Origin of the sequence: Pseudomonas sp. NFACC42-2, from assembly GCF_900116055.1 — a bacterium.
Classification (GTDB): Bacteria; Pseudomonadota; Gammaproteobacteria; order Pseudomonadales; family Pseudomonadaceae; genus Aquipseudomonas; species Aquipseudomonas marginalis.
The window spans coordinates 289,346-311,621 of the sequence record NZ_FOZO01000002.1; the positions used below are offsets into that span (position 1 = coordinate 289,346).

A 22,276-nucleotide genomic window follows, 5' to 3' on the forward strand; every position below is an offset into this window, starting at 1 on the left:
CGTCAAGGAAGAAAGCACCTCAATAACAGGAATTTCTTCCATGCCCCGCCACCTCAAGCGTTCTCCCTTACCCCTCGCCCTGGCGATCAACCTGGCCAGCCTGGCTGCGCTGAGCTTAGGCGTGTGCAGCCCGGTGGCGGCGCAGGAGGCGGCGCGTTATGCCATTGCCGCCGGCCCCCTGGGACCTGTGCTGAACCTGTTCGCCCAGCAGGCCCATGTGGCGCTGTTGTTCGACAGCACAACCGTCGCCGGCCTCAACACCAGCGGCCTGCAAGGCGACTTCCCGGTAGCCCAGGGTTTTGCCCAGTTGCTACGCGGCAGTGGCTTGCAGGCGGTGCAAGGCGCCAATGGCTACGTGCTGGTGCCGATCGACACCACAGGCTCCTTGGAACTGGGCCCTACGTCGATCACCGGACGGATCGAAGAGAGCAGCACCGATCACGTCCAGGGCTATGTCGCCACGCGCAACCTCAGCGCCACCAAGACCGACACGCCGATCATCGAAACCCCGCAGTCGCTGTCGGTGGTCACCAGCGACGAGATCCGCGACCGCCAATCGGAAACCCTGTCGCAGACCCTCGACCTGACCCCGGGCTTCACCAGCCAACCCACCAGCTTCAACCGCACCTCGGACCGCTTTCGCATTCGCGGCTTCGATGTGGAATCGGCCACCGGCGGTTCCCTGCGCGACGGCCTGCGCTTGCAGAACAATTCCTACGACGGCGTGCAGGAACCCTATGGCCTGGAACGTGCGGAAGTGATTCGCGGCGCGGCGTCGGTGCTATATGGCCAGCTGTCGCCGGGCGGCCTGATCAATACCGTGAGCAAGCGCCCCAGCCAGACGCCCTACCACGAGATCAACCTGCAAGCCGGGCAGAACGACCGCAAGCAACTGTCCGCGGACTTCACCGGCCCGTTGGGCGACAGCGACACCTTGAGCTACCGCCTGACCCTGCTCGATCGCAAGAGCGACACCGCCGCCGACCATATCAACAACGATAAGATCTACGTGGCCCCGGCCCTGACCTGGCGGCCCGATGACGACACTTCACTGACCCTGCTGTCGTTCTACCAGAAGACCGAAACCGGCTTCTCCGCGCCCCTGCCCTATCAGTTGACCAAAGGCGTCGGCGAAGGCCGGTTCCAGATCGGCCGCCACGACTTTATCGGCGAGCCGGACTACGACGAAATGAACGGCGAGATGTCGGCGCTGGGCTATGAGTTCGAACATCGCTTCGACGAACACACGCGCATCAGCAACAAGCTGCGTTACTACCAGTCGGATGTGACGTGGCGTTACCTGCAAGTCAACATCGCCGGCACCAACATCGGCACCGCACAAACCACCGGCCTGCTGCGGCGCCAATACAGCGACCGCCAGGAACGCTCGCGGGGCCTGGCCAGCGACACCCATATCGAGAGCAAATGGCAGTTCGGCGACTGGCAGCACACCTTCCTGCTGGGTTTCGATGGCTACGACACCAGTTACGATTCGCACAACTTCCGTGGCAACGCACCGTCGCTGAACCTGGCGACCTACAACTACGGCCAGCCGGTGGTGGTCAATAAAAACCCCGCGACCGACCGTGGCTCGCAGATCGACACCCTGCAAAAAGGCATCTACTTCCAGAACCAGATCAAATTCGACGAACGCTGGATTCTGCTGTTGGGCGGCCGCCATGACTGGGCCGACCAGGACACCGAACTGTTCCGCAATTCGGCCAAGAGCAGCCAGAGCGATGAAGCCACCACCTGGCGCGCGGGGCTGGTGTACAAGGCCGACAACGGCCTGGCACCGTACATCAGCTACAGCGAATCGTTCTTCCCCGTGGCCGGCACCGACAAGGCGGGACAAAGCTTTGTGCCCACCGAAGGCAAGCAATATGAAATCGGCATCCGCTATCAACCCGAGGGCAGCGCCACCCTGCTGAGTGCAGCGGTGTATCAGTTGGAGCAGCGAAACGTGCTGAGCCAGGACCGCACCGACCTCAATTTCTCGGTACAGGTCGGCGAAGTGCGCTCCCGTGGTTTCGAGCTGGAAGCCAAAACCGAAGTCACCCCCAACCTCAGCCTGATCTCGTCCTACGCCTACATCGACGCACGCATCACCAAAAGCGATATCGCCAGCGAAATCGGCCAGCGCAGCGAAGACACCCCCTACCACCAGGCCGCCCTCTGGGCCGATTACCGCCTGGCGGCGCTCGGCATCCCGCAACTGCGCATCGGCGGCGGCGCCCGCTACAAAGGCACCACCCAGGCCTCCGGCGTGCCGTCATCGATGCCCGCTTATACCCTCTACGACGCCCGCGCCAGCTACGAGATCGACCCGCATTGGGAAGTCGCGCTGAACGCCAATAACGTCACCAACAAGCGCTACACCTACTGCGAATTCGCGATTTGCCGCTATGGCGATGAGCGACAGTTGGTCAGTTCGTTGACGTATCGCTGGTAAGGCGCGCCAGCAGCGGCTCGGCAATGGTCAGCCTGGGTCCGCAGCCAGGCTGAGCGCGTGGATCTTGTCGACAATCTGCCGTGAAGCCTTACGGATCGCCGTCGTCGTGCTGCCGGCGATATGCGGTGTCAGTTGGGCATTGCCGATGCCCGCCAGTGGCGAGTCAAAGCGGTCTTTTTCGTGGACAAAGGTATCGATGGCAACCGCTTTTATATGCCTGGGAAACGCGGTCATGAAGCTTGCCAACTGGGCTTCGTCGACGATGCCGCCGCGAGCGGTATTGATCAGTATCGAGCCTTGGCGCATCTGCCTGAACTGGGCAAGGCCGAACAGGCCTTGGGTCAGCGGTGTCAGCGGTACGTGGATAGACACCACGTCGGCCTCCCCCAGCAATTGCTCGAGGGTTTGCCGTCGCTCAAGCCCAAGGCTGTGCGCGACCTGCTGCGTAAAACGCTCTGAACCGCTGGCGATGACCTTGATACCGAGCGCACCCGCTTTGCGTGCGACGGCTTGGGCAATGCTGCCGGTGCCCACCATCCCCAGCGTGAGTTCGCCGAACTCGAGGCCTGGCGCCAAGGTGCCCTTGGACCAGCGACCGTTGTGCGTTTCGGCGTTGTAGTGGTCCAGGTCCCTGGATAAAAACAACGCCTGGGCGATGACATATTCGGCCACCGCCGCCGCGTTGGAGCCCGGCGTGTTGAGTACGCTCACGCCACACCGTTCGGCCTCTTGCCGGTCGATATGGTTAACGCCTGTACCCGCCTGGGCGATGGCGCGCAGCGGCGTTGGCAGGGCCGGTGATGCAGCGGCGCGGATCAGCTCGCGCTCAATGGGAATATTCAGGCGCGTCTTGAACACGCTATACCCCCCGGCCTGGGTCACGGCGTCGATGAAAGCTTGCCTGTCATGGCCATTGATCTCGGTGTACCGGATGCGCTCGCCATAGTGCTCGCGGATACTGTGTTTATCGGTGAAATAGTAGAGATTCAGGGTAACGACCAGGCCCAACTCGAGAAATCGGTCGACTTCCTCGAACAGCAACGGCGGGCCGGGTGCATCCAGTATCAGGGTGGTGAATGCCATACCTGTGAGCCTCTTTAAAGGGTGTTCAACCGCACCAATACACTAGCATCGCGCCACACTTGCTCTAAAACAACAACCGCGAAAAATCGCAGCACACCTGCGCCATCCGCGCCACGTCCTGATTCAAGCCGAACTGCCGATCCACGCGATGCAACGCTACATACTGGATATTCGGCAACTCCGGCTGCGTGACCAGCGCGCGTAATGCACCGTGCTCGATCAGGTGGGACAAACACGCCTTGGGCAAATAACTCACGCCGATCCCCGACAACGCCAACCCCACCTGCACCAGCAGGTTATGGCTGGTGAGGGTGCGCGGCATCTGCACATTGTGCGCGGCCAGCCAACGCTCGTAGATCAGCCCGGTGCCCGACTGCGAACCCTGGGTCAGCACGGTGTAGTCGGCCAGCACTTCCAGGCTGACGGGGTCGGGATGGGGGATCAGGCCAGGCGCGCAGATCCAGGCGTTTTCCACGCTTTGCAGGACGGTGCTATGGAAGCGCGGGTCGCTGTAGACGTCCGGCACAATCACCAGGTCGAGTTGGTCGCTTTCCAGCTTGCGAAACAGTTCGCTGCTCAGTTCCACTGACGGTTCGATCTGCACCTTGGGGTAGGCCTGGCGCAACGCTTCCACCAGCGCCGGCAGCCAGGTCAAGGCGGTGAGTTCGGTGACGCCGAGGCGAAAACGGCGCACCAGCACCTGGCGGGCGCTGACCCGTTCGAGCAGTTGGTCGCGGCTGTTGAGCAGGTCGCGGGCATAGTCGAGCAGCTCACCGCCCTTCTCCGTCAGCCGGGCGTTGCGCTTGCTGCGGTCGAAAATCTCGACGTCGAAGGTGTCTTCCAGCTCCTGGATGCGCTTGGAGATGGCCGACTGAGACATGTTCAGCTTGTTCGCCGCCGCTTCGAAGCTGCCGAGTTCGGCGATCCAATACAGCGCATCGATTTGCTTGAAGGTGATCATGGCGGCAAACTCATGAGAAAAAGCGATGCTATCACATCATAAAATATCGCTAAAACTCTCCCGTCATCACTCCTAAGATCCGGCCATAGCCCATCGCTATCCAACAATTCTGGAGATTTGCCATGTCCTTGCCCGGTTCACGCATCCTTCCCAACGCGCCCATGGCGTCGGCCGAACTGGTCGAGGCGTTTGCCCATGTCGTCACCCCGCATATCAGCGACAACCTCGGCCGCCATATCGGCGCCCGTGGCCTGACCCGCTACAACCGCAGCGGCAAGCTGGTGGGCACGGCAATCACGGTCAAGACCCGCCCCGGTGACAACCTGCTGATCTACAAGGCCATGAGCCTGCTGCAACCCGGCCATGTGCTGGTGGTGGACGGCCAGGGCGACACCAACAACGCGGTGATCGGCGAGTTGATCAAGCTGTATGCCCAACAGCGCGGTTGCGTGGGGTTTGTGATCGACGGCGCGATTCGCGATGTCGCCAGCTTCGAGGACACCCCCTGCTACGCCCGCGCCGTGGTGCATACCGGCCCGTACAAGACCGGCCCCGGCGAAGTGAACGTGCCGGTGTCCATCGGCGGCATGGTGATCAACCCCGGCGACCTGCTGGTGGGTGATGAAGACGGCCTGGTCGCGTTCTCCCAGGCCGACGCCGCCGAAGTGCTGCGCCGTGCCGCGCAACATGCCGAGCATGAAGAAGCGGTCAAGGCAGAGATCGCCAGCGGTGCGGTGCGCCAGAGCTGGATCGACAAGGCCCTGAACAACGCTGGTCTGGCGTGAAGGAGTCCGAGATGAGCACTGCCTTTTTGTCGGACCGCGTCCTGGGCATTGCGCCCTCCCCCAGCATTGCCGCCAACGCCCTGGTCACCGAGTTGCGCGCCCAGGGCCGCGACATCGTCAACTTCACCGTGGGCGAGCCGGACTTCGACACCCCGGCGCACATTCTCGAGGCCGCCAGCCTGGCGATGCACAGCGGTGACACCCATTACACGGCCACCACCGGCACCCTCGCGCTGCGCCAGGCCATCTGCCTGAAACTGCAGCGCGACAATGATCTGGTGTATGGCCTCGATGAAGTCGTCGCCGGTTGCGGCGGCAAGCACATCATTTATCACGCCCTGGCCGCCACCTTGAATCGCGGCGATGAAGTCATCGTGCACACGCCGTATTGGGTCTCGTACCCGGACATCGCACGGCTCAACGATGCCACGCCGGTGATCATCCCGGGCGATGAACGCCTGGGTTTCAAGCTGTCGCCCGCCGCCCTCGAAGAGGCGATCACCCCACGCACCAAATGGGTGATCCTCAACAGCCCGAACAACCCCAGCGGCGCGGTGTACAGCGAAGCCGAGCTGCTGGCCCTGGCGCAGGTATTGCGTGGTCATCCCCATGTGCTGGTCATGGCCGATGAGATCTACGAACACTTCGTCTACGGCGATGCCCAACATGTGCCGCTGACACGCCTGGCGCCCGACCTCAAGCCACGCACGCTGATCGTCAACGGCGCGTCCAAGGGTTATGCGATGACCGGTTGGCGCCTGGGCTTTGGCGCCGGGCCGGCGTGGCTGATCGCGGCCATCGCCAAGTTGCTGTCACAGACCACCACCTGCCCCAGCTCAGTGAGCCAGGCCGCCGCCGTGGCTGCATTTGCCGGTGACCAGGCGCCTATTGCCGCGATGCGCGAGGAGTATCAGCAACGCCGCACATTGATGCTGGAGCGACTGGCCGACGTTCCCGGCCTGAGCATCATCCCGCCCGATGGCGCGTTCTATGTGTTCGCCAACGTCAGCGGCCTGATGGGCAAGCTCACTCCCCAGGGTGATCGCCTCGACAGCGACACCCAACTGGTGGACTACCTGCTGCGCGACTACGGCCTGGCCACGGTCAGCGGCGCGGCCTACGGCATGTCGCCGTATGTGCGCCTGTCGTTCGCAAGCGCCCTGGACGTGATCGAAGAAGGGTGCCGTCGCCTCAAAGACGCATGCCACGACCTGCGCTGACGGCCACCCGCAACACCCGGCGACCAGCGGACGGCCGCCTTTTGACTGCCTAGAACAACAACTTAAAAATCATTGATCTCAAATGAGGCATTCCCATGCACACGCCCCGTATCGCGCTGGTCTGGCAAATCATGATCGGCTTGCTCGCCGGTATCGCCATTGGTGCCCTGCTGCACCGCTTTCCCGAATCCCGGCCGTGGCTGGTGGACAATCTCCTGCAACCGGCGGGCGATATCTTTATCAAGCTGATGAAAATGATCGTGGTGCCCATCGTGTTTGCCTGCATGGTGGTGGGCATTGCCGGCCACGGTGACGGCAAATCCCTGGGGCGTATCGGGGTGAAATCCCTGGGCTATTTTTTCTGCATCACCACCCTGGCGATCATCATCGGCCTGGTCATGGGTAACCTGCTCAAGCCCGGCGCCGGCACTGAACTCTCCAGCCTGCACGCGGCGAATATCACCCTGCCCACCAGCAACGGCGCCGGTCATAGCCTGGGGCAAATCATTGTCGGCATCATCCCCGACAACGTGGTCAACGCCATGGCCCAGGGCAGCCTGTTGTCGGTGCTGTTTTTTGCAGTGATGTTCGGCCTGGGCGTGGCGCGCTTGCCCGCCGAGCGCAAGGACCCGGTCATCGCGCTGTTGCGCGGCGTCAGCGACGCAATGTTCAAGGTCACCTCGATGATCATGGCCTACTCGCCCATCGGCGTGTTCGGCATGATCGCCGTGACCGTGGCCAACTTCGGCTTCAGCTCATTGCTGCCGCTGGCCAAGCTGATCATGGTCAGCTATGTGGCCATCGCCTTCTTCGTACTGGTGGTGCTCAACCTGGTGGCGCGCGTGTGCGGGATCAACCTGTTCGCGCTGATGCGCCATATCAAGGATGAACTGGTGCTGGCCTTCTCCACCGCCAGCTCGGCGGCGGTGATGCCGCAACTGATGAAAAAACTCGAAACCTACGGCGTGCCCCCTTCACTGGTGAGCTTTGTGGTGCCGGTGGGTTACTCGTTCAACCTCGACGGCGCTTCCCTGTTCCTCGGCATCGGCACGTTGTTCGTCGCGCAGTTGTACGGCATTGATTTGAGCCTGGGCGATCAGGCCTTGCTGGTGGTGACCATGGTGCTCACCTCCAAGGGGGCTGCCGGAGTACCGGGATTCATGTTCGTGATTCTCTCGGCCACCCTCGCCAGCGCGGGTTTGCCGCTGGAAGGCATTGCGTTTATCGCTGGGGTGTATCGCTTGATGGAGATGCCGACCACAGCGCTGAACGTGCTGGGCAATGCGCTGGCGCCGTTGGTGATTGCCAAGTGGGAGGGGCATGAGGGGCGGGCTGGGCATGAGTCGAGTGGGAGAAATCTTCCCTCGCTATAATATGAACGCTACGAATAAAGGCGCTCCGAAGAGCGCCTTTATTCATTCCAGCCTTACTGCTCGCTGATGGATTTCACCTCGGCCTTGGCAGCACCGCCAATCGCAATGCGCTTAGGCTTGGCTTCCTCCGGTACCACCCTGAGCAGGTCGATGCTCAGCAACCCGTTGGCGAGTTGTGCGCCCTGCACTTCAATGTGGTCGACCAGGCGGAACGACAAACGGAACGCGCGCTGGGCGATGCCCTGGTGCAGGTAGGTGATGCCCTCATCGTGTTCGCGCTTGCCGCCGGCGACGGTCAACACGCCTTTTTCCACCTGGATTTCCAGGTCATCCTCCACCAGGCCTGCGGCCGCGATGACGATCCGGTAGTGATCTTCACCGTGCTTTTCGACGTTGTGAGGTGGGTAGGTGGTACCGGCCTCGCTGCGAAGCGCCGATTCAAAAAGGTCGTTGAAGCGGTCAAAGCCGACGGAATGACGGAACAGTGGGGCCAACGAAAGAGTAGTAGCCATTGCAAAATCTCCTGAGTTTTCTCCAAGTGATTTGACACGCGACCCGCATTCGGCATCGCGTAAGACCTAAGTAGGTTCAGGGGTAAAAATTTCAAGCGTCATCACAAAAAAATTTATCCGGTGCGCTGATCACCTGAAGACAGGCTGGCGCGACAGGGCCCACGCCCCCTCGATCAAGTAATCACTTGACGCCACATAGCTAAACGGCAATTGCTGACTAGACTTACGGTCGCACTGCACTGGCAATGGGAATCGCTGCATGAGTGAAACAAACGCGCGGGCAGGGATGTTTTCCAGCCCGTGGCGACACAGGGAGTTGTTGTTTTCCATGGTCCAGCGGGAAGTTATTGGGCGTTATCGAGGCTCCATCATGGGCCTGTTGTGGTCGTTCCTTAACCCGCTATTCATGTTGCTGGTCTACACCTTCGTGTTCAGCGTGATGTTCAAGCTGCGCTGGCCCGCGGGCGACGGTTCGCGCACCGAGTTTGCGCTGCTGGTGTTTGCCGGCCTGCTGGTGTTCAACGTGTTCGCCGAATGCGTGGGACGTGCGCCGGGCCTGATCATCGCCAATGCCAACTACGTCAAGAAAGTCGTGTTCCCCCTCGAGATCCTGCCGTGGGTGGTGCTGGGCGCCGTGTTGTTCCATACCCTGGCCAGCCTGGTGATCTGGCTGGTCTTCCACCTGGTATTTTTCGGCTGGCCGCCCCTGACCAGTGTGTTGCTGCCCCTGGTGTTATTGCCGCTGGCGCTCTTCACACTGGGAGTCACCTGGCTATTGGCAGCGCTGGGGGTTTACCTGCGTGATGTCGGCCAGGTGGTGGGCGTGCTGACCACGGCATTGATGTTTGTCTCGGCGATTTTTTACCCGACCAGCGCATTTCCGCCAGCCTATCAGGGCATCCTTCACCTCAACCCGCTCACCCTGATGGTCGAACAGGCCCGGGACGTGCTGTTCTGGGGCGTGGTACCGGACCCTTTCACCTGGGCCTGCGGCCTGCTGGTGGCCGGGGGTATCGCCTGGCTGGGGTTCAGCTGGTTCCAGAAAACCCGCAAAGGATTTGCCGATGTGCTCTGACATCGCCGTACAAACGGCCCACCTGAGTAAGAGCTATCACATCTATGACACGCCCAGGGATCGCCTGTGGCAGCTGTTGTCTCGCGGCAAAAAGCAGTTCTATCGCGAGTTCTGGGCACTGCGGGACGTGTCGCTGCAACTGTGCAAAGGTGAAACGGTAGGGATCATTGGTCGCAACGGCAGCGGCAAATCGACGCTGCTGCAACTGATCTGCGGCACGCTCAGTGCCACCTCCGGCAGCATAGAGAGCCATGGCCGCGTGGCGGCGTTGCTGGAGCTGGGATCGGGCTTCAATCACGATTTCACCGGGCGTGAAAACGTCTATATGAACGGTGCGGTATTGGGGCTCAGTCGCGCGGAAATCGACGCTCGTTTTGCCCAGATCACCGACTTTGCCAATATTGGCGACTTCATCGACCACCCCACCAAGACCTATTCAAGCGGCATGCTGGTACGCCTGGCCTTTGCCGTCGCGGTGTGCGTGGACCCCGACATCCTGATCGTCGATGAAGCCCTGGCAGTGGGCGACGCGTCCTTCCAGTTCAAGTGCCTCAATCGGCTGGAAGCGCTCACCCAGCAAGGCACGACGCTGCTGTTCGTGTCCCATGACATGGGCATGGTCAAACGCTTTTGCAATCGGGTGATTTACCTGCGCGAAGGCCAGGTGCGCGCCAGTGGCTCTCCCGAAGAAATGGCCGAACTCTACCTGCTGGAGATGCGTGACGAACAGCGTCGCTGGGCCAGCGGCGGCGCGGTGGCGGTCGCCCCCAAGGCGTTCCTTGCCCAACAGGCTGGCATCGCCTTTGGCACCGATGAGGGGCATATCGTTGCGGCCTGCTTTACCAACACTGACGGCCTGTATTCAAGCTTTGTGTATGGCGAGACCATCCACCTGTGCATCGAAACCCGGGTGCGCGACAGCATCGAGTTGCCGACCCTCAGCGTGACGATCCAGGAGGCCCGGCTGCTGGTGATCGGCGGTGCCAACCTGCCGCTGCACCCGGAGGCAGCGCACGACGGCTGGCGCAAGGCGACGCTCAACGTCCGCTTCCCCGCCAACCTTGTGGCGGGCAAGTACCACATCACGCTGAAACTGATGAACGGCCACCTCGAAGAAACCGCGCAGCTTATCGAGAAACAGGTAGCGCTGCTGGCGTTCGACACCTTGCCGGGCACCCGGGAATTCCTTGGGTTCGTCGATCTGGGAATAGAGGCCGGTCCTGCCCCTCACACGAATGAACCGGGGGTGCGGCAATGAGCCGAGAGTGGCAGGTCGGGATCTTCGGCACATTCGATGTCGCCAACTATGGCGACTTGCTGTTTCCCATCCTCGCTGAGGCGGAATTAACCCGGCGCCTGGGGGCGATAACGCTGCACCGGTTTTCCTATCACGGGAAAACGCCGCCCGAATGGCCGTACGAGGTCACCTCGCTGACCCGTTTGCCGGACATCGCGGGTCAGTTGGATGGGGTGTTGATCGGCGGTGGTTTCATTGTGCGTTTCGACAAGCTGGTGGCCAGCGGTTATTACCCCCCGGATGCCGCCATTCACCACCCTACCGGCTACTGGCTGACGCCCGCGCTGATTGCGCTGCAACATGGCACCCCGTTGATCTGGAATGCACCGGGCATGCATTGCAACGACATCCCGCCGTGGGCCGCACCGCTGGTGCAACTGACCCTCGAACACAGCCCGCACATCAGGGTACGCGATGCGCTGTCCCAAGCGGCCCTGGCCCAACTGTCGCCGACGGCCCAGGTCGAGGTGCTTCCCGACACGGCCTTTGGCCTGCCACGCCTGCTCGACCCTCAATCGCCTTCTGCCCCGTTCCTGGAGCTGTGCAGCAGCGCCGGCCTGACTCAACCCTATCTGGTGGTGCATGCAATGTGGGGGTTGGACAGCTTCCTGCAGCTGTGGCGAACCCACGCCGGGCAGTTCGAGGACGTGCAACTGCTGCTGCTGCCCATAGGGCCGGTACTGGGCGATCACGAATCCGTACTGGGCGACGGCCTTGCGCGCGCGCGTTGCCTGCCCTTCTGGCCAGAGCCCCTGCTGCTGGCAGAACTGCTGGCCCATGCCGAAGGAGTAATCGGACACAGCTACCACCTGGCGATCAGTGCATTGGCCTTTGGTGTGCCGATCTTCTGCTCGGCGGACCTGGGCACTGGCAAATACACTGCGCTGCCGAGCCATGGGCGAATATTCCAATTACGCCGGGACCAGCCGATTGATCCGCAGTGGTTTCGCGCACAGTTGGGCAAGCAGCCGGTGTCCCAGGTCACCGCCGACGCGATGGTACAGATCGACGCACATTGGGACCGCGTGGCCGAGTTGATCCGCGCAGGTCGCAGGCCCACGCAGCCCGCGCTCAACCGCTACTGGCAAGCCTTGCCGGGTGTTCTCGAAGACCTGCACTCACTCCTCGAAAGCCAGGCCGCCGAGCGGCAACACGAACGCGAGCAACATCAACAGGCACTGGAAAAGCTGTACCGCTCCAACTCGTTCAAGCTGACGGCGCCGTTGCGCCATCTGCGCCGAACCCTGAACAAATGGCTGGGAGCCCTTCGACATGATTGACCTGAGCAAACTGACGGCCCACCGCCTGCAGACCGTGCCTTTTTCCTGGGCGCAAATCGGTGCGCTCTACACCCCCGACGATGCCAAGGCGCTGGCCGAAACCTACCCGCACGACCACTTCAAGACGGTCTCCGGCTACGGCGGGGCCAAGGACTACGAATACGAGGCGCGGCAATTGATCGCCATGGGCAGCCACGAAGTGGTCAATCCACAAGCCTTGAGCCCGCAATGGCTGGCTCTGGCCCACAGCCTCTGTTCACCGCAGTACCGCCAGGCCCTCTCCGCGCTGACCGGGGTGGACGTGACCGAGGTCCCCATGGAGGCCAACCTGTTCCACTACGGCCCCGGGGCCAACCTCGGGCCGCACCCGGACCTGGACGACAAACTGGTCACGCACATTTTGTACTTCAATCAGACCTGGGACCCCGCCGATGGCGGCTGCCTGCAGATCCTCGGCTCTGCCAGGCCCACCGATATCGTCGCACAAGTGACGCCCGAGGTCGGCAACTCGGCGATTCTGGTGCGCGCCGACAACTCCTGGCATGCGGTTTCACGGGTGGTCGAGGGTTGTCGTTCTTCCAGGCGCAGCGTGACGGTGACGTTTTACCGCCCCGGCTCTACCAGCTCGATGTGGCCGGACGACGACCCGACACCTCTGCACGCTTACGGCGAACAGCACAACACAAGGTTTTCGTGAAGGACGGCATCATGGATAAGGACACTCTGGCCACCCTTGAGCGCGAAAGCGTTCGCATGGAACGCGATGCGGCCATCAGGGAGCGAGACGCGGCGCTGGCCTACATCGCCATGTTGAAAAATACCCGCTCGTGGCGGATCACCAAGCCCTTGCGGGCGCTGCTGCATTGGTTGAGGTATCGGGCGCCGCACACAGAAGCCGACACGCCCGACTTCCTGCACGGGCAATATCTGCCGTTGCACACTGCATCGAAAAACACACTGTCGCCATCGGCTGATTCAGCATCACCAGAGGCGCGCTTCGACATCCTCTGCTTCGCCAACATCGACTGGGACGCACGCTTCCAGCGGCCCCAGCAGTTGATGAGCCAGTTCGCCCGTCACGGCCACCGCGTGTTCTACATCATGCCCTCCCGCAGCGCCGAGCCTGGCCAGGCCTACAGCACCTTGGAAGTGGCACCCGGGGTATTCGAGGTGACATTGCAGCGCGACGAGTTCGTAGACTGCTACACCCAGCGTATGTCGGAAAAACACCTGCAAACCTACGCCAACGCAATCGATGCGCTGGCCAAGGATTGGCGCATAAAAACCGCAGTCAGCGTGGTGCACCTGGCGTTCTGGTCTACGCTCGCGCATCGGTTGCGCGGCACCCACGGCTGGAAAATCCAGTACGACTGCATGGATGACTGGGTGGGCTTTCCGGGGATCGGCGCGACGTTGCTGGAGGAAGAACACACCCTGGTCCGAGACGCCGACCTGGTGACGGTCACCGCCGCGCTGCTGCAGGAAAAATGGGCCGCGATGAGCCGCAACTGCCTGTTGCTGCGCAATGGCGTGGATGTCGAGTTCTTCGAGCGCAATTGTGTGCCCAACCCCTTGATGGCGGAGATCGAGCGGCCGCTGATCGGCTTCTACGGTGCCCTGGCCGAATGGGTCGATTTGCCCTTGATCGCGAGCATCGCCCGGCTGCGGCCGGACTGGAACTTTGTGTTGATCGGCGACATTTTCGTCAAGGACCTGGCCGGCCTGAACCGCCTGCCCAATGTGCATTTACTCGGCAGGAAGCCCTATGCACAGATGCCGTTGTACCTCTACCACTTCAATGTCTGCCTGATCCCGTTTCGCCTGTATAACGTGACCCATGCGGTCGACCCGGTGAAGTTCTACGAATTCATCAGCGCGGGCAAACCGGTGGTGTCGGTGCCACTGGAAGAAATGCAGATCTACGCGGATTTCGTGTATTTCGCCAGCGAACCGCAGGCCTTCATCGAGCAGATCGAGCGCGCCCTGAACGAAACCGATACCCAGGCTGCCAGCCGGCGCGTGGCACTCGCCAGCGCCAATGACTGGCGCCACCGCTTCGACGCCAACCTCAGTGCGCTGAAGTCCTTGCACCCGAAAGTGTCGATCGTGATCGTTACCTACAACAACGTCGAACTGACCCAGGGCTGTATCCAAAGCCTGTTGCGCAACACCACGTACCCCGATTACGAACTGATCATTGTCGACAATGCGTCCTCGGACGACACGCGCAACTACCTGCGTTACCTGGGCCGCACCCACGCGAACGTCACCCTGGTGCTCAATGACCGCAACCTGGGCTTCGCCGCCGCGAATAACCAGGGGCTGCGCCTGGCGACCGGGGAATACCTGGTGCTGCTCAACAACGATACGGTGGTGCCCAAGGGCTGGGTCGACCCGTTGCTGCGCCACCTGCAAGACCCGCAGATTGGCCTGGTCGGCCCGATGACCAACTCGGTAGGCAACGAAGCGAAAGTGCTCGTCGACTACGTCGGCCTCGAACACATGGAGGCCTTCGCCGATCAGCACGTCGCGCGGCATCGCGGTCGCACCTTCGATATCAGCATGCTCGCCATGTTCTGCGTGGCCATGCGCCGCGAGGTGCTGGAACGCATCGGTTGGCTGGATGAGGCGTTCGGCATCGGCATGTTCGAAGACGATGACTACAGCCGGCGCATCCAGGCGGCCGGCCTCAGGACGGTGTGCGCCGAGGATGCCTTTATCCACCACTACGGGCAGGCGTCCTTCAAGAAGCTGATTGCCAGCGGCGAGTATCAAGCGCTGTGGGACAAGAACCAGGCGTACTTTGAAAGCAAATGGGGCACATGGACGCGCCCTGAACCGCAGCGCAAATCGGGTAACCCTTGACCAACCAAAGGAAGACACCGTGTTCAAGCGAATCATGCACAAGCTCAACGGCAAGCGCGAAGGGATCCGCGCCGACAAGCAAGTCACGGCAGATCACTGGTCAGAAAACATGGCCGGCTCCGATGCCTTTTCTGCGGATGTCTATTGGCTGGCGGTACCGACCGTACAACGCCGCCATCAGCATAAGGCAACGGCGGGCAGCGGCCATCCGGGCTGGGTGCAGTACTGCCTGAAGGAGTTTCTCGGCAACCCGGCGCCAGGCACACGGATGCTGAGCATCGGCTGCGGCACCGGCACCCTGGAGCGCGAACTCTACAGGCTCAAGGCGTTCGAGCACTGTGACGGCGTGGATATAGCGCCTGCCGCCCTCGAGGTGGCCAGAGCCGAGGCGCTGGCGATGGGCGCGTCGACGATCCAGTACGCCCTGTGTGATATCGAACGCACTGACCTGCCGGGCAATCACTACGACGCGGTCTGGTTCAATGGCTCACTGCACCATATCCGCGAGCTGGAAGTGGTCTGCCAGCGGGTTCGCCATAGCCTGAAACCCGGCGGCTGGCTGTTTTTCAATGAATATGTCGGGGCCAATCATTTTGCCTTTGATGCCCAGCAAAGGGCGGCCATCAGCCATGCGTTCGGCTTGATTCCCGAGCATTTGCGCCGCTCATTCGTGAAGGGTTCATACGGCCAGGTTCAACAGGTCGTGCCACTGCCCGACCCCGCCGAGGTGGTGAAAGTCGACCCGTCGGAAGCCGTGCGGTCGGCAGATATTCTGCAGGTGGTGCAGGAGCACTTTGATGTGCGTGCGCTGAACCTCTGCGGCGGTTCGCTGCTGCAGTTTCTGCTGCACGGTATCGCCGGCAACTTCACCGCGGACAACCCGCAGTCCCTCAGGGTGCTGCAGATGTTGTTCGACATCGAAGACGGGCTGATCGAGTCGGGCACGCTGAAAAGCGACTTTGTGGTGGTCGCCGCATCGCCGAAAACGTCCGGATGAGGTCGCCCCGCCCATGCTGATCGAGCGACGCTCATCTGGCCGGCAGCGCTGGCGCGCGGTGTATCACCGGCTGCCGTTGCCGGCCAGCGCGAAAAAACTCCTGGCAGTCATCTACCGACGGGCACTGCTGCCCGCTGTGCGCGCACTGCGCGGCGTACTGCAACCGATGAAAACCTTCGCCGACCCAGCGCCGTCGCCTCAGCCAGCGCCCCAGCCACAGCAGGCCGGGCTGGCGGATTACATTATCTGGGGCGCTATCGACTGGGACTTGCGCCACCAGCGCCCGCAACAACTGGCCCAGGCGCTGAGCGCCACCGGGCGGCGGGTCATCTACGTATCGGCCTCGTTGATACACGCCCCCCAAGCCGGCTTTGAACTCGAGTCGCTGGAGCAGACGCAGCGGTTGTTCCAGGTCAAGCTGTTCGCCCGTGGTGCACCGCTGATCTACACCGCAGCGCCTGACGCCGCGCAGGTTCGGCAGCTGTGCCGCAGTATTGGCGAGGTACTCCTCTGGGCCGGCTCTGCCCGGGTCATTTCGCTGGTGCAGCACCCTTTCTGGTGCGACATCGCCGGTGAATTACCCAACAGCCGATTGATCTACGATTGCATGGACCATCATCAAGGCTTCGGCGACAACGGCCCGAGCATCCTGCAGCTGGAGCAACGGCTGGTGCGCAATGCGGACGTTCGGCTGTTCACCTCCGACTGGTTGGCCGAGCAATGGCCGGCCCAGGCCAATGAAACCCGCGCCATCCTGCGCAATGCCGCCGACTTCACCCGGTTCTGCACCCCACCGGCCTCGATCTACCGGGATCGCTTGCAACGCAAGGTGATTGGCTACTACGGCGCCATTGCACACTGGTTCGACCAGGCGCTCGTCGCCCGCATCGCCGAGGCGTTTCCACAGCATCTGGTGCTGCTGATCGGCGCCGATACGGTGGGCGCGCGGGCGCAATTGAGTGGCTATGCGAACGTAGAATTCACCGGCGAAGTGCCCTATGCCACCCTGCCCTATTACCTGCATGGCTTCGATGTGGGCATCGTGCCGTTTCACATCACGGCACTGACGCTCGCTACCAACCCGGTCAAGGTCTACGAGTACCTGAGTGCCGGAAAACCGGTGGTCTCGGTCGACCTGCCAGAAATGCAACAATTCGGCTCCCTGGTGCAGGTCGGCCGGGACGGCCCGGCGTTCATTGCCGCGATCACGCGGGCATTGCTGCCAACGACGACCGAACAGATTGCCCAGCGTCAGGCGTTCGCTGCCCGACAAACCTGGACACACCGCGCCGATGCGCTCATCACCCTGGCCGAACGCCGCGACCACGCGGCACGCATCAGCGTGATCGTCGTGACCTACAACAACCTGGCGCTGACGCGGGCGTGCCTGGACAGCCTCGAGCACGACAGCGAGGGGCCTGAACTGGAAATCATCGTGGTGGACAACGCATCCAGTGATGGCACCGCTGAATTTCTCTCGCAATGGGCGGCCGACAGCGGCCAGACGATCGTACTCAACACCGACAACCGCGGTTTCGCCGCCGCGAACAACCAGGGCCTGGCGATCGCCAACGGTGAGTACCTGGTGCTACTCAATAATGACACGCAGGTTACCAGCGGCTGGGCGAGTACCTTGCGCCGCCATTTACAACGCAATCCCGAGCTTGGCCTGATTGGCCCGGTGACCAACAACATCGGTAACCAGGCCAGGATCGACATCGACTACACCGACCTCGCAGACATGCCACAAGCGGCTCGGCGCTTTACCCGCCGCCACCTTGGCGAGGTGGTCCGGCTGCCGACGCTGGCGTTCTTCTGCGTGATGATGCCGCGCAGTACCTACACGCGAATCGGCCCGCTCGACGAAGTCTATGGCCGTGGATTCTTCGAGGATGACGACTACTGCCGACGTGTCGAACACGCCGGCCTGGTGAATGCCTGCGCCCGCGATGTGTTTATCCATCACCAGCTTTCGGCATCGTTCGCGCTCATGAACCGGGATGAACGCCAAGCCCTGTTCGAGCGCAACAAGGCGATCTATGAAGCCAAGTGGGGCCCGTGGGTGCCCCATGAATATGAGTAACTAACGCAGGTCGTCCTGTGACAATAAAAATCCCCTGGGCGCGAAGCCAAGATCCCGGGCAGCCTCGGTATGCTCGAACACCAGGTCCTGGTTCATGCGCTGCGCCATCGCCGCCGACCAATGGCGGTAGCGTGGCAGTACTCGCAACAGCCACAACGTCATCCGGAACACCCAGAGCGGCACCGTGAGAAAACGCGGGCGGCGCTTCTGCGCGGTGAACACGCGGGAGACCATCTCCCGATAGGGCAACGTTTCTGCGCCGCTGAGGTTGTAGGCATGGCGGCACACCTGGGGTGCCTGCAACGCACGCACACAGGCGCTCGCCACATCCTCGGCATGCACGGGTTGACGCAGCCCCATCGCGCCACCCAACAGCGGGAAAAAGCCGAAGCGCCGAATAAAGCGCGCGATCTCGGTGATGTTTTTGTCGCGGCCCTGGCCGTAGATCAAGGTCGGACGCAGGATGCCCCAGCGCACCCCGTGGTCCTGCGCCCACTGCTCAACACGCGCCTCGGCATCGCCCAACAGGTTGGCGAGGCGCCGCTCTGCGGAGTCGACGGAGTGGCTTTTGCTAAAGCGACTGGTGGAAGACAGGGCCACGACTTTGCGCACTCCGCAGGCCTGCAGCAGCGCAAAATGCTGCGGCAGCGCCCAAATCGGTGCCACGCAGATCCAGTAGGGAATCGGCGCGGCATACGCGCTTACACCCGCCTCAGGAAGTCGTTGCCAACTGACCGTGTCACTGTCGCTGCCGTGCCGGGGCTGGCGGGAAAAAGCGACGACCTTGAACTGTTCGCGCACAAGCAACGCAAGCAGGCATCGGCCTACCAGGCTACTGGCCCCTAGCACACCGACCGTGACCTCAGGCATGCCCACTCCGGGATCGTCCCAGCAACCAATTGAATCCATGGTAGATGCAGACCAAACCGAAGCGCAGCCACACCCCCAGGACCACCCACCACCACAACCCCTTGGGGTAGTTGACCCTGAAGAACTTTGCGTAGAACCGCACCATCCCTCGGTGTTTGTGCCACTCGACAAAAAACGGTCGATTCCGGCTACAGGCGCCCCGCCAGTGCATGACGCGCGCCTGTGGCACAAACACGACGCGCCACTGTTTGAGCTTGAAGCGCATGCACCAGTCCAGATCCTCGCAATGCAGAAAATAGCCTTCGTCCCAGAGGCCCACAGACTTCAACGCTTCACACTTGACCAGCATGCAGGCACCGGAAATGGCCTCCACCGCGACGGGCTCGGAGGGCAGCGGCTCACGATGCAACAGGAAGTCGGCGCACAGCGTGGGAAACACTCCATCCAGGCGCGATAAGCCAAAAGCCCGGACGAATGCTCTCCTGGGGGTCGGAAACACCCGGCGCCCGCCCGGCTGTTCGGACCCATCGGGGTTGCATAGAAAGCCCCCCACCATGCCCGTGGCTGCATCCGCGTGCAGCGCTTCCATCATGCCCTGCAATGAGCCCGGCAGCAGGACACAATCCGGGTTCAGGAACAACAATGCGCCGGCACTCGACACCCCCACACCGGTATTACAGGCCGAGGCAAAGCCCATATTCCGCTGATTCCGGATGATGCTCAGGCGGGTATCGGCCGGGCACTCATCCAGGTACGCCAGGCTGCCGTCAGTCGAAGCGTTGTCCACCACAATCACCCGCCGCGCGCCTTCCCTGAAGGCCGACGCCACGCATTCGCCGAGCAGCGTGCCGACGTTGTAGTTGACGACGATCACGTCGCAGTCATGGATGAAGCGTGGCGGCATCAAAACGCGCTTCCCATGAGTGCTGCAGTGCAAATGCACGGGCTTCGTCCGCATTGCGCTCACACTGCAAGGCGGCCTCGGCCAGCCCGGCAATATCGCTGTGCGAGTGACTGATGAAAACACCCGGCAGCCCTGAACGGCCATGCATCTCGCCGAAATCAGTCGAGATCACCGGCAATGCCAGGCCGCGGTATTCGTAGTACTTGATCGGATCGACCGACGCGGTGAGCAGGGTCTTTTTGAAAGGAATCAAGCCCACGTCGAACTCGGCCATGGCGGCCAACGCCGCGCCATGATTATCGGCAGGCAACACCACTACGTTGCTCGGCAAGTGCGCGGGCGCGGCGCCGAAGATCGGCCCCATCAAACGAATTTCATCGTTGGGCCTGGCTTCGGCCAAAGCCGCCACCCAGGCCCAGTCAAACCAGGTGGCCAGGGTGCCCACGTAGCCAAAAACCTTTCGACTCGATGACGTCGACGCCCGCTTTACGGCAGAGATCGCCGCCAAGTCCAGGCCATTCAGCACCAGGCACACCTCGTTGCGATAACGCCGCCACTGTGCGTCGAGCACGGAACTCGACGTCCAGATGACGTCCACGCGCTGGGCGATCAGCCGCTCACGGCGCGCCAGGGCCGATCGCGAGAGGCCGGTATAAAACGCCGGGAAATCGTCCATCGCATCATACAAGGACGCGCAGTGACGAAGCCGCTGCAACAACAGATGTGCCAGGACCGAGGGCTTGCCGACCACGAGCAAGGCTGGGGAGGCGTGGGTGAATTGATCGATCCTGCTCAATGCATGCCGCCAGCAAAAGCGGTTCACCCAGCCCGAGCCCGGTAGAGGTTCTATCGGTAGACCACCCGGCTTGATCAACGTGAGCCATGACGGCGTGCCGCTGGGTGGACGCGTTTGCGCGCAGGGCGCAGCCGCCTTGAGATCGCTCCACCTGGGCAGCCGCGTGGGATAAGGATCAACCCATAGCACCGACGCCCCTGTGCGGCTGTGCACCCAATCGACAAACTTGTGCGGCCGCTGGGCGAAGCTGTGCCAGGGCAACGGCGAGAGAAATACCAGGCGCTTCAAGAAAAGTGCTCGCGCAGGACCTTCACGATACGCCCGGCAGCCTGCCCATCGCCGTAGGGCGAAACACCTCGTACCATGCCACGGTAGGCCGACTCCTCGTCAAGCAGGCGCTGCGCCTGCTCGATGATACGTTCATAGTTGGCACCCACCAGTTTGACGCTGCCCTGCTCCACCGCTTCCGGGCGCTCGGTTTCATCCCGCATGACCAGCACCGGCTTACCCAGCGCCGGCGCCTCTTCCTGGACGCCTCCTGAGTCGGTCAGGATGAAATACGCAGCTTTCATGGCGGCGATGAACGCCGCGTAACCCAGCGGCGCGCACAGCCTGAAGTTCGGTATGCCTGCCAGGCACGCCTGGGCGACGTCCTGGATATTCGGGTTCGGGTGCACAGGGTAGAGAAACTGAACCCCAGGGTTGTTCTCGGCAAGGGTGCGCAGCGCTCGGCAGATGTCGAGAAACGGCGCGCCAAAATGCTCCCTGCGATGGGCCGTCACCAGCACCAGGCGCTTGCTCGGATCAAGATCAAGGCCGATCTCCACCTCACTGGCCGCGGTCATGAGCAGGGCATCGATCACCGTGTTGCCCGTGACGAAAATGTCCTCACTGGCTACGCCTTCGTTCAGCAGGTTTTGCCGAGTGCCTTGCGTTACCGCGAAGTGCCAGTGCGCTAATTTACCGGCAATGACCCGGTTGGCTTCCTCGGGGAACGGATGCTGCAGATCCCAGGTGCGCAGGCCGGCCTCAATATGCCCCACCGGTATGCGCCGATAAAAACAGGCCAGGGCACAGGCCATCACCGTGGTGGTATCGCCTTGCACCAGCACCGCATCGGGCTGTTCTTCGAGCAGGACAACATCCAGCTTGAGCAATAACTGCCCGGTCAGGGTGGCCAAGGTTTGATTGGGTCGCATGACGTCCAAGTCGATATCGGGCTCGATGCCGAAAAACGCCAGGACCTGATCCAGCATGTCGCGATGTTGTGCCGTGGCGACCACACGCACATCGACCCAGCCCTGCTGCTTCAAGGCCAGAATGACCGGGGCCATTTTGATCGCTTCGGGACGCGTTCCAACCACGCAAAGAATTTTTTTTACCGACACACCAAGCCTATTTCCCTATTCGATAAGTGGCTGAATCGCTCAGGCGTTCAAGCTCATGCTCACGCACATTCCGCTGTGCTGTTTTGATGCTGTAATGGTGAAGTCCGGACTGCGGACAGCGAGAGTGCGGCGTCGAGACAGGTTCATAGCGGGTCTCGACACCCATACTGCAGCATAGACACAGACTGCAATACCTGCACGGTGGATGGACTAAAGGACGGTCTGGTCCCGAGGAATTCCCGCAAATCTACGCCAGGGAATGAGCGCACCGGTTCATGCCTGATGCGGGTGCTCTGGAAATGACGTGACCGACCCGTCGTTCGAGCCTGAAGACC

The 22,276-nt window shown here is 61.9% G+C and carries 18 protein-coding genes; 11 read left to right on the top strand and 7 right to left on the bottom strand.

Translation table 11 applies throughout. The features are described 5' to 3' along the window. Positions 1-40 precede the first annotated feature (40 nt). Entirely contained in the window at positions 41-2,452 is a 2,412-nt protein-coding gene (locus BM416_RS05200) for a TonB-dependent siderophore receptor (protein WP_092486232.1), read from the top strand. Positions 2,453-2,479: 27 nt separating this feature from the next. Here the strand turns inward: BM416_RS05200 and BM416_RS05205 are convergent, their stop codons facing one another. Beyond that, entirely contained in the window at positions 2,480-3,535 is a 1,056-nt protein-coding gene (locus tag BM416_RS05205) for an NAD(P)-dependent oxidoreductase (RefSeq protein WP_092486235.1), read from the bottom strand. Positions 3,536-3,599: 64 nt separating this feature from the next. Continuing rightward, positions 3,600-4,496: a LysR family transcriptional regulator gene (locus BM416_RS05210; RefSeq protein ID WP_092486238.1), complete on the bottom strand. Its 897-nt coding sequence runs from the start codon at positions 4,494-4,496 to the stop codon at positions 3,600-3,602. 122 nt (positions 4,497-4,618) lie between these two features. On the opposite strand from BM416_RS05210, the gene BM416_RS05215 reads away from it, so the two are divergent. The 3 genes from BM416_RS05215 (at position 4,619) to BM416_RS05225 (ending at position 7,874) form a co-directional block, all read left to right on the top strand. Continuing rightward, complete coding sequence (locus BM416_RS05215; protein ID WP_092486241.1) at positions 4,619-5,281, top strand: RraA family protein; 663 nt, start codon at positions 4,619-4,621, stop codon at positions 5,279-5,281. Between the two features lie 11 nt (positions 5,282-5,292). After that, positions 5,293-6,501 carry a pyridoxal phosphate-dependent aminotransferase gene (locus BM416_RS05220; RefSeq protein ID WP_092486244.1) on the top strand — a complete coding sequence of 403 codons (1,209 nt, stop codon included), beginning with the start codon at positions 5,293-5,295 and terminating at the stop codon, positions 6,499-6,501. Positions 6,502-6,596: 95 nt separating this feature from the next. Then, positions 6,597-7,874 carry a cation:dicarboxylate symporter family transporter gene (locus tag BM416_RS05225; RefSeq protein ID WP_092486247.1) on the top strand — a complete coding sequence of 426 codons (1,278 nt, stop codon included), beginning with the start codon at positions 6,597-6,599 and terminating at the stop codon, positions 7,872-7,874. Positions 7,875-7,927: 53 nt separating this feature from the next. On the opposite strand, the gene BM416_RS05230 is transcribed toward BM416_RS05225, so the two are convergent. Further along, entirely contained in the window at positions 7,928-8,386 is a 459-nt protein-coding gene (locus tag BM416_RS05230) for an Hsp20 family protein (RefSeq protein WP_027603994.1), read from the bottom strand. Positions 8,387-8,645: 259 nt separating this feature from the next. Between BM416_RS05230 and BM416_RS05235 the strand changes: the two genes are divergently transcribed. Genes BM416_RS05235 through BM416_RS05265 form a run of 7 tightly spaced genes read left to right on the top strand, consistent with a single transcriptional unit; the run spans position 8,646 to position 17,983 of the window. Then, positions 8,646-9,461, top strand: coding sequence for an ABC transporter permease (locus tag BM416_RS05235; protein WP_092486250.1), 816 nt, complete (start codon positions 8,646-8,648; stop codon positions 9,459-9,461). After that, positions 9,451-10,719, top strand: coding sequence for an ABC transporter ATP-binding protein (locus BM416_RS05240; protein ID WP_092486253.1), 1,269 nt, complete (start codon positions 9,451-9,453; stop codon positions 10,717-10,719). Before BM416_RS05235 ends, BM416_RS05240 begins: the two co-directional genes overlap by 11 nt. Further along, positions 10,716-12,038: a polysaccharide pyruvyl transferase family protein gene (locus tag BM416_RS05245; protein WP_092486256.1), complete on the top strand. Its 1,323-nt coding sequence runs from the start codon at positions 10,716-10,718 to the stop codon at positions 12,036-12,038. Before BM416_RS05240 ends, BM416_RS05245 begins: the two co-directional genes overlap by 4 nt. Then, a complete protein-coding gene (locus BM416_RS05250) occupies positions 12,031-12,735 on the top strand; it encodes a 2OG-Fe(II) oxygenase family protein (RefSeq protein WP_092486259.1) in 705 nt (234 codons plus the stop codon). Before BM416_RS05245 ends, BM416_RS05250 begins: the two co-directional genes overlap by 8 nt. 11 nt (positions 12,736-12,746) lie before the next feature. Next, positions 12,747-14,903 (top strand): glycosyltransferase, encoded by a 2,157-nt coding sequence (locus BM416_RS05255; protein WP_092486261.1) that lies wholly within the window; start codon positions 12,747-12,749, stop codon positions 14,901-14,903. A 19-nt stretch (positions 14,904-14,922) separates the two neighbouring features. Further along, on the top strand, positions 14,923-15,900 hold the full coding sequence (locus tag BM416_RS05260) for a class I SAM-dependent methyltransferase (RefSeq protein WP_256577451.1): 978 nt from the start codon (positions 14,923-14,925) through the stop codon (positions 15,898-15,900). Positions 15,901-15,913: 13 nt separating this feature from the next. After that, positions 15,914-17,983 (top strand): glycosyltransferase, encoded by a 2,070-nt coding sequence (locus tag BM416_RS05265; RefSeq protein ID WP_092486264.1) that lies wholly within the window; start codon positions 15,914-15,916, stop codon positions 17,981-17,983. On the opposite strand, the gene BM416_RS05270 is transcribed toward BM416_RS05265, so the two are convergent. From BM416_RS05270 to wecB, 4 genes are read right to left on the bottom strand one after another with little or no spacing between them, the layout of a single operon-like run. Further along, the gene (locus BM416_RS05270) at positions 17,984-18,853 is read right to left on the bottom strand and encodes an NAD(P)H-binding protein (RefSeq protein WP_092486267.1); all 870 of its coding nucleotides are present in this window, start codon (positions 18,851-18,853) and stop codon (positions 17,984-17,986) included. Next, a complete protein-coding gene (locus BM416_RS05275) occupies positions 18,846-19,757 on the bottom strand; it encodes a glycosyltransferase family 2 protein (protein WP_092486270.1) in 912 nt (303 codons plus the stop codon). The genes BM416_RS05270 and BM416_RS05275 overlap by 8 nt, the downstream gene beginning before the upstream one ends. After that, the gene (locus tag BM416_RS05280) at positions 19,735-20,841 is read right to left on the bottom strand and encodes a glycosyltransferase family protein (protein ID WP_175539035.1); all 1,107 of its coding nucleotides are present in this window, start codon (positions 20,839-20,841) and stop codon (positions 19,735-19,737) included. Before BM416_RS05280 ends, BM416_RS05275 begins: the two co-directional genes overlap by 23 nt. Beyond that, on the bottom strand, positions 20,838-21,941 hold the full coding sequence (gene wecB / locus BM416_RS05285; protein WP_256577452.1) for a non-hydrolyzing UDP-N-acetylglucosamine 2-epimerase: 1,104 nt from the start codon (positions 21,939-21,941) through the stop codon (positions 20,838-20,840). The genes BM416_RS05280 and wecB overlap by 4 nt, the downstream gene beginning before the upstream one ends. Between the last annotated feature and the right edge of the window lie 335 nt (positions 21,942-22,276).

What these genes read in the sequence shown, in the direction of transcription:
- BM416_RS05200 (WP_092486232.1), top strand. Translation starts at nt 41, where the DNA reads ATGCCCCGCCACCTCAAGCGTTCTCCCTTACCCCTCGCCCTGGCGATC.
- BM416_RS05205 (WP_092486235.1), bottom strand. Translation starts at nt 3,535, where the DNA reads ATGGCATTCACCACCCTGATACTGGATGCACCCGGCCCGCCGTTGCTG.
- BM416_RS05210 (WP_092486238.1), bottom strand. Translation starts at nt 4,496, where the DNA reads ATGATCACCTTCAAGCAAATCGATGCGCTGTATTGGATCGCCGAACTC.
- BM416_RS05215 (WP_092486241.1), top strand. Translation starts at nt 4,619, where the DNA reads ATGTCCTTGCCCGGTTCACGCATCCTTCCCAACGCGCCCATGGCGTCG.
- BM416_RS05220 (WP_092486244.1), top strand. Translation starts at nt 5,293, where the DNA reads ATGAGCACTGCCTTTTTGTCGGACCGCGTCCTGGGCATTGCGCCCTCC.
- BM416_RS05225 (WP_092486247.1), top strand. Translation starts at nt 6,597, where the DNA reads ATGCACACGCCCCGTATCGCGCTGGTCTGGCAAATCATGATCGGCTTG.
- BM416_RS05230 (WP_027603994.1), bottom strand. Translation starts at nt 8,386, where the DNA reads ATGGCTACTACTCTTTCGTTGGCCCCACTGTTCCGTCATTCCGTCGGC.
- BM416_RS05235 (WP_092486250.1), top strand. Translation starts at nt 8,646, where the DNA reads ATGAGTGAAACAAACGCGCGGGCAGGGATGTTTTCCAGCCCGTGGCGA.
- BM416_RS05240 (WP_092486253.1), top strand. Translation starts at nt 9,451, where the DNA reads ATGTGCTCTGACATCGCCGTACAAACGGCCCACCTGAGTAAGAGCTAT.
- BM416_RS05245 (WP_092486256.1), top strand. Translation starts at nt 10,716, where the DNA reads ATGAGCCGAGAGTGGCAGGTCGGGATCTTCGGCACATTCGATGTCGCC.
- BM416_RS05250 (WP_092486259.1), top strand. Translation starts at nt 12,031, where the DNA reads ATGATTGACCTGAGCAAACTGACGGCCCACCGCCTGCAGACCGTGCCT.
- BM416_RS05255 (WP_092486261.1), top strand. Translation starts at nt 12,747, where the DNA reads ATGGATAAGGACACTCTGGCCACCCTTGAGCGCGAAAGCGTTCGCATG.
- BM416_RS05265 (WP_092486264.1), top strand. Translation starts at nt 15,914, where the DNA reads ATGCTGATCGAGCGACGCTCATCTGGCCGGCAGCGCTGGCGCGCGGTG.
- BM416_RS05270 (WP_092486267.1), bottom strand. Translation starts at nt 18,853, where the DNA reads ATGCCTGAGGTCACGGTCGGTGTGCTAGGGGCCAGTAGCCTGGTAGGC.
- BM416_RS05275 (WP_092486270.1), bottom strand. Translation starts at nt 19,757, where the DNA reads ATGCCGCCACGCTTCATCCATGACTGCGACGTGATCGTCGTCAACTAC.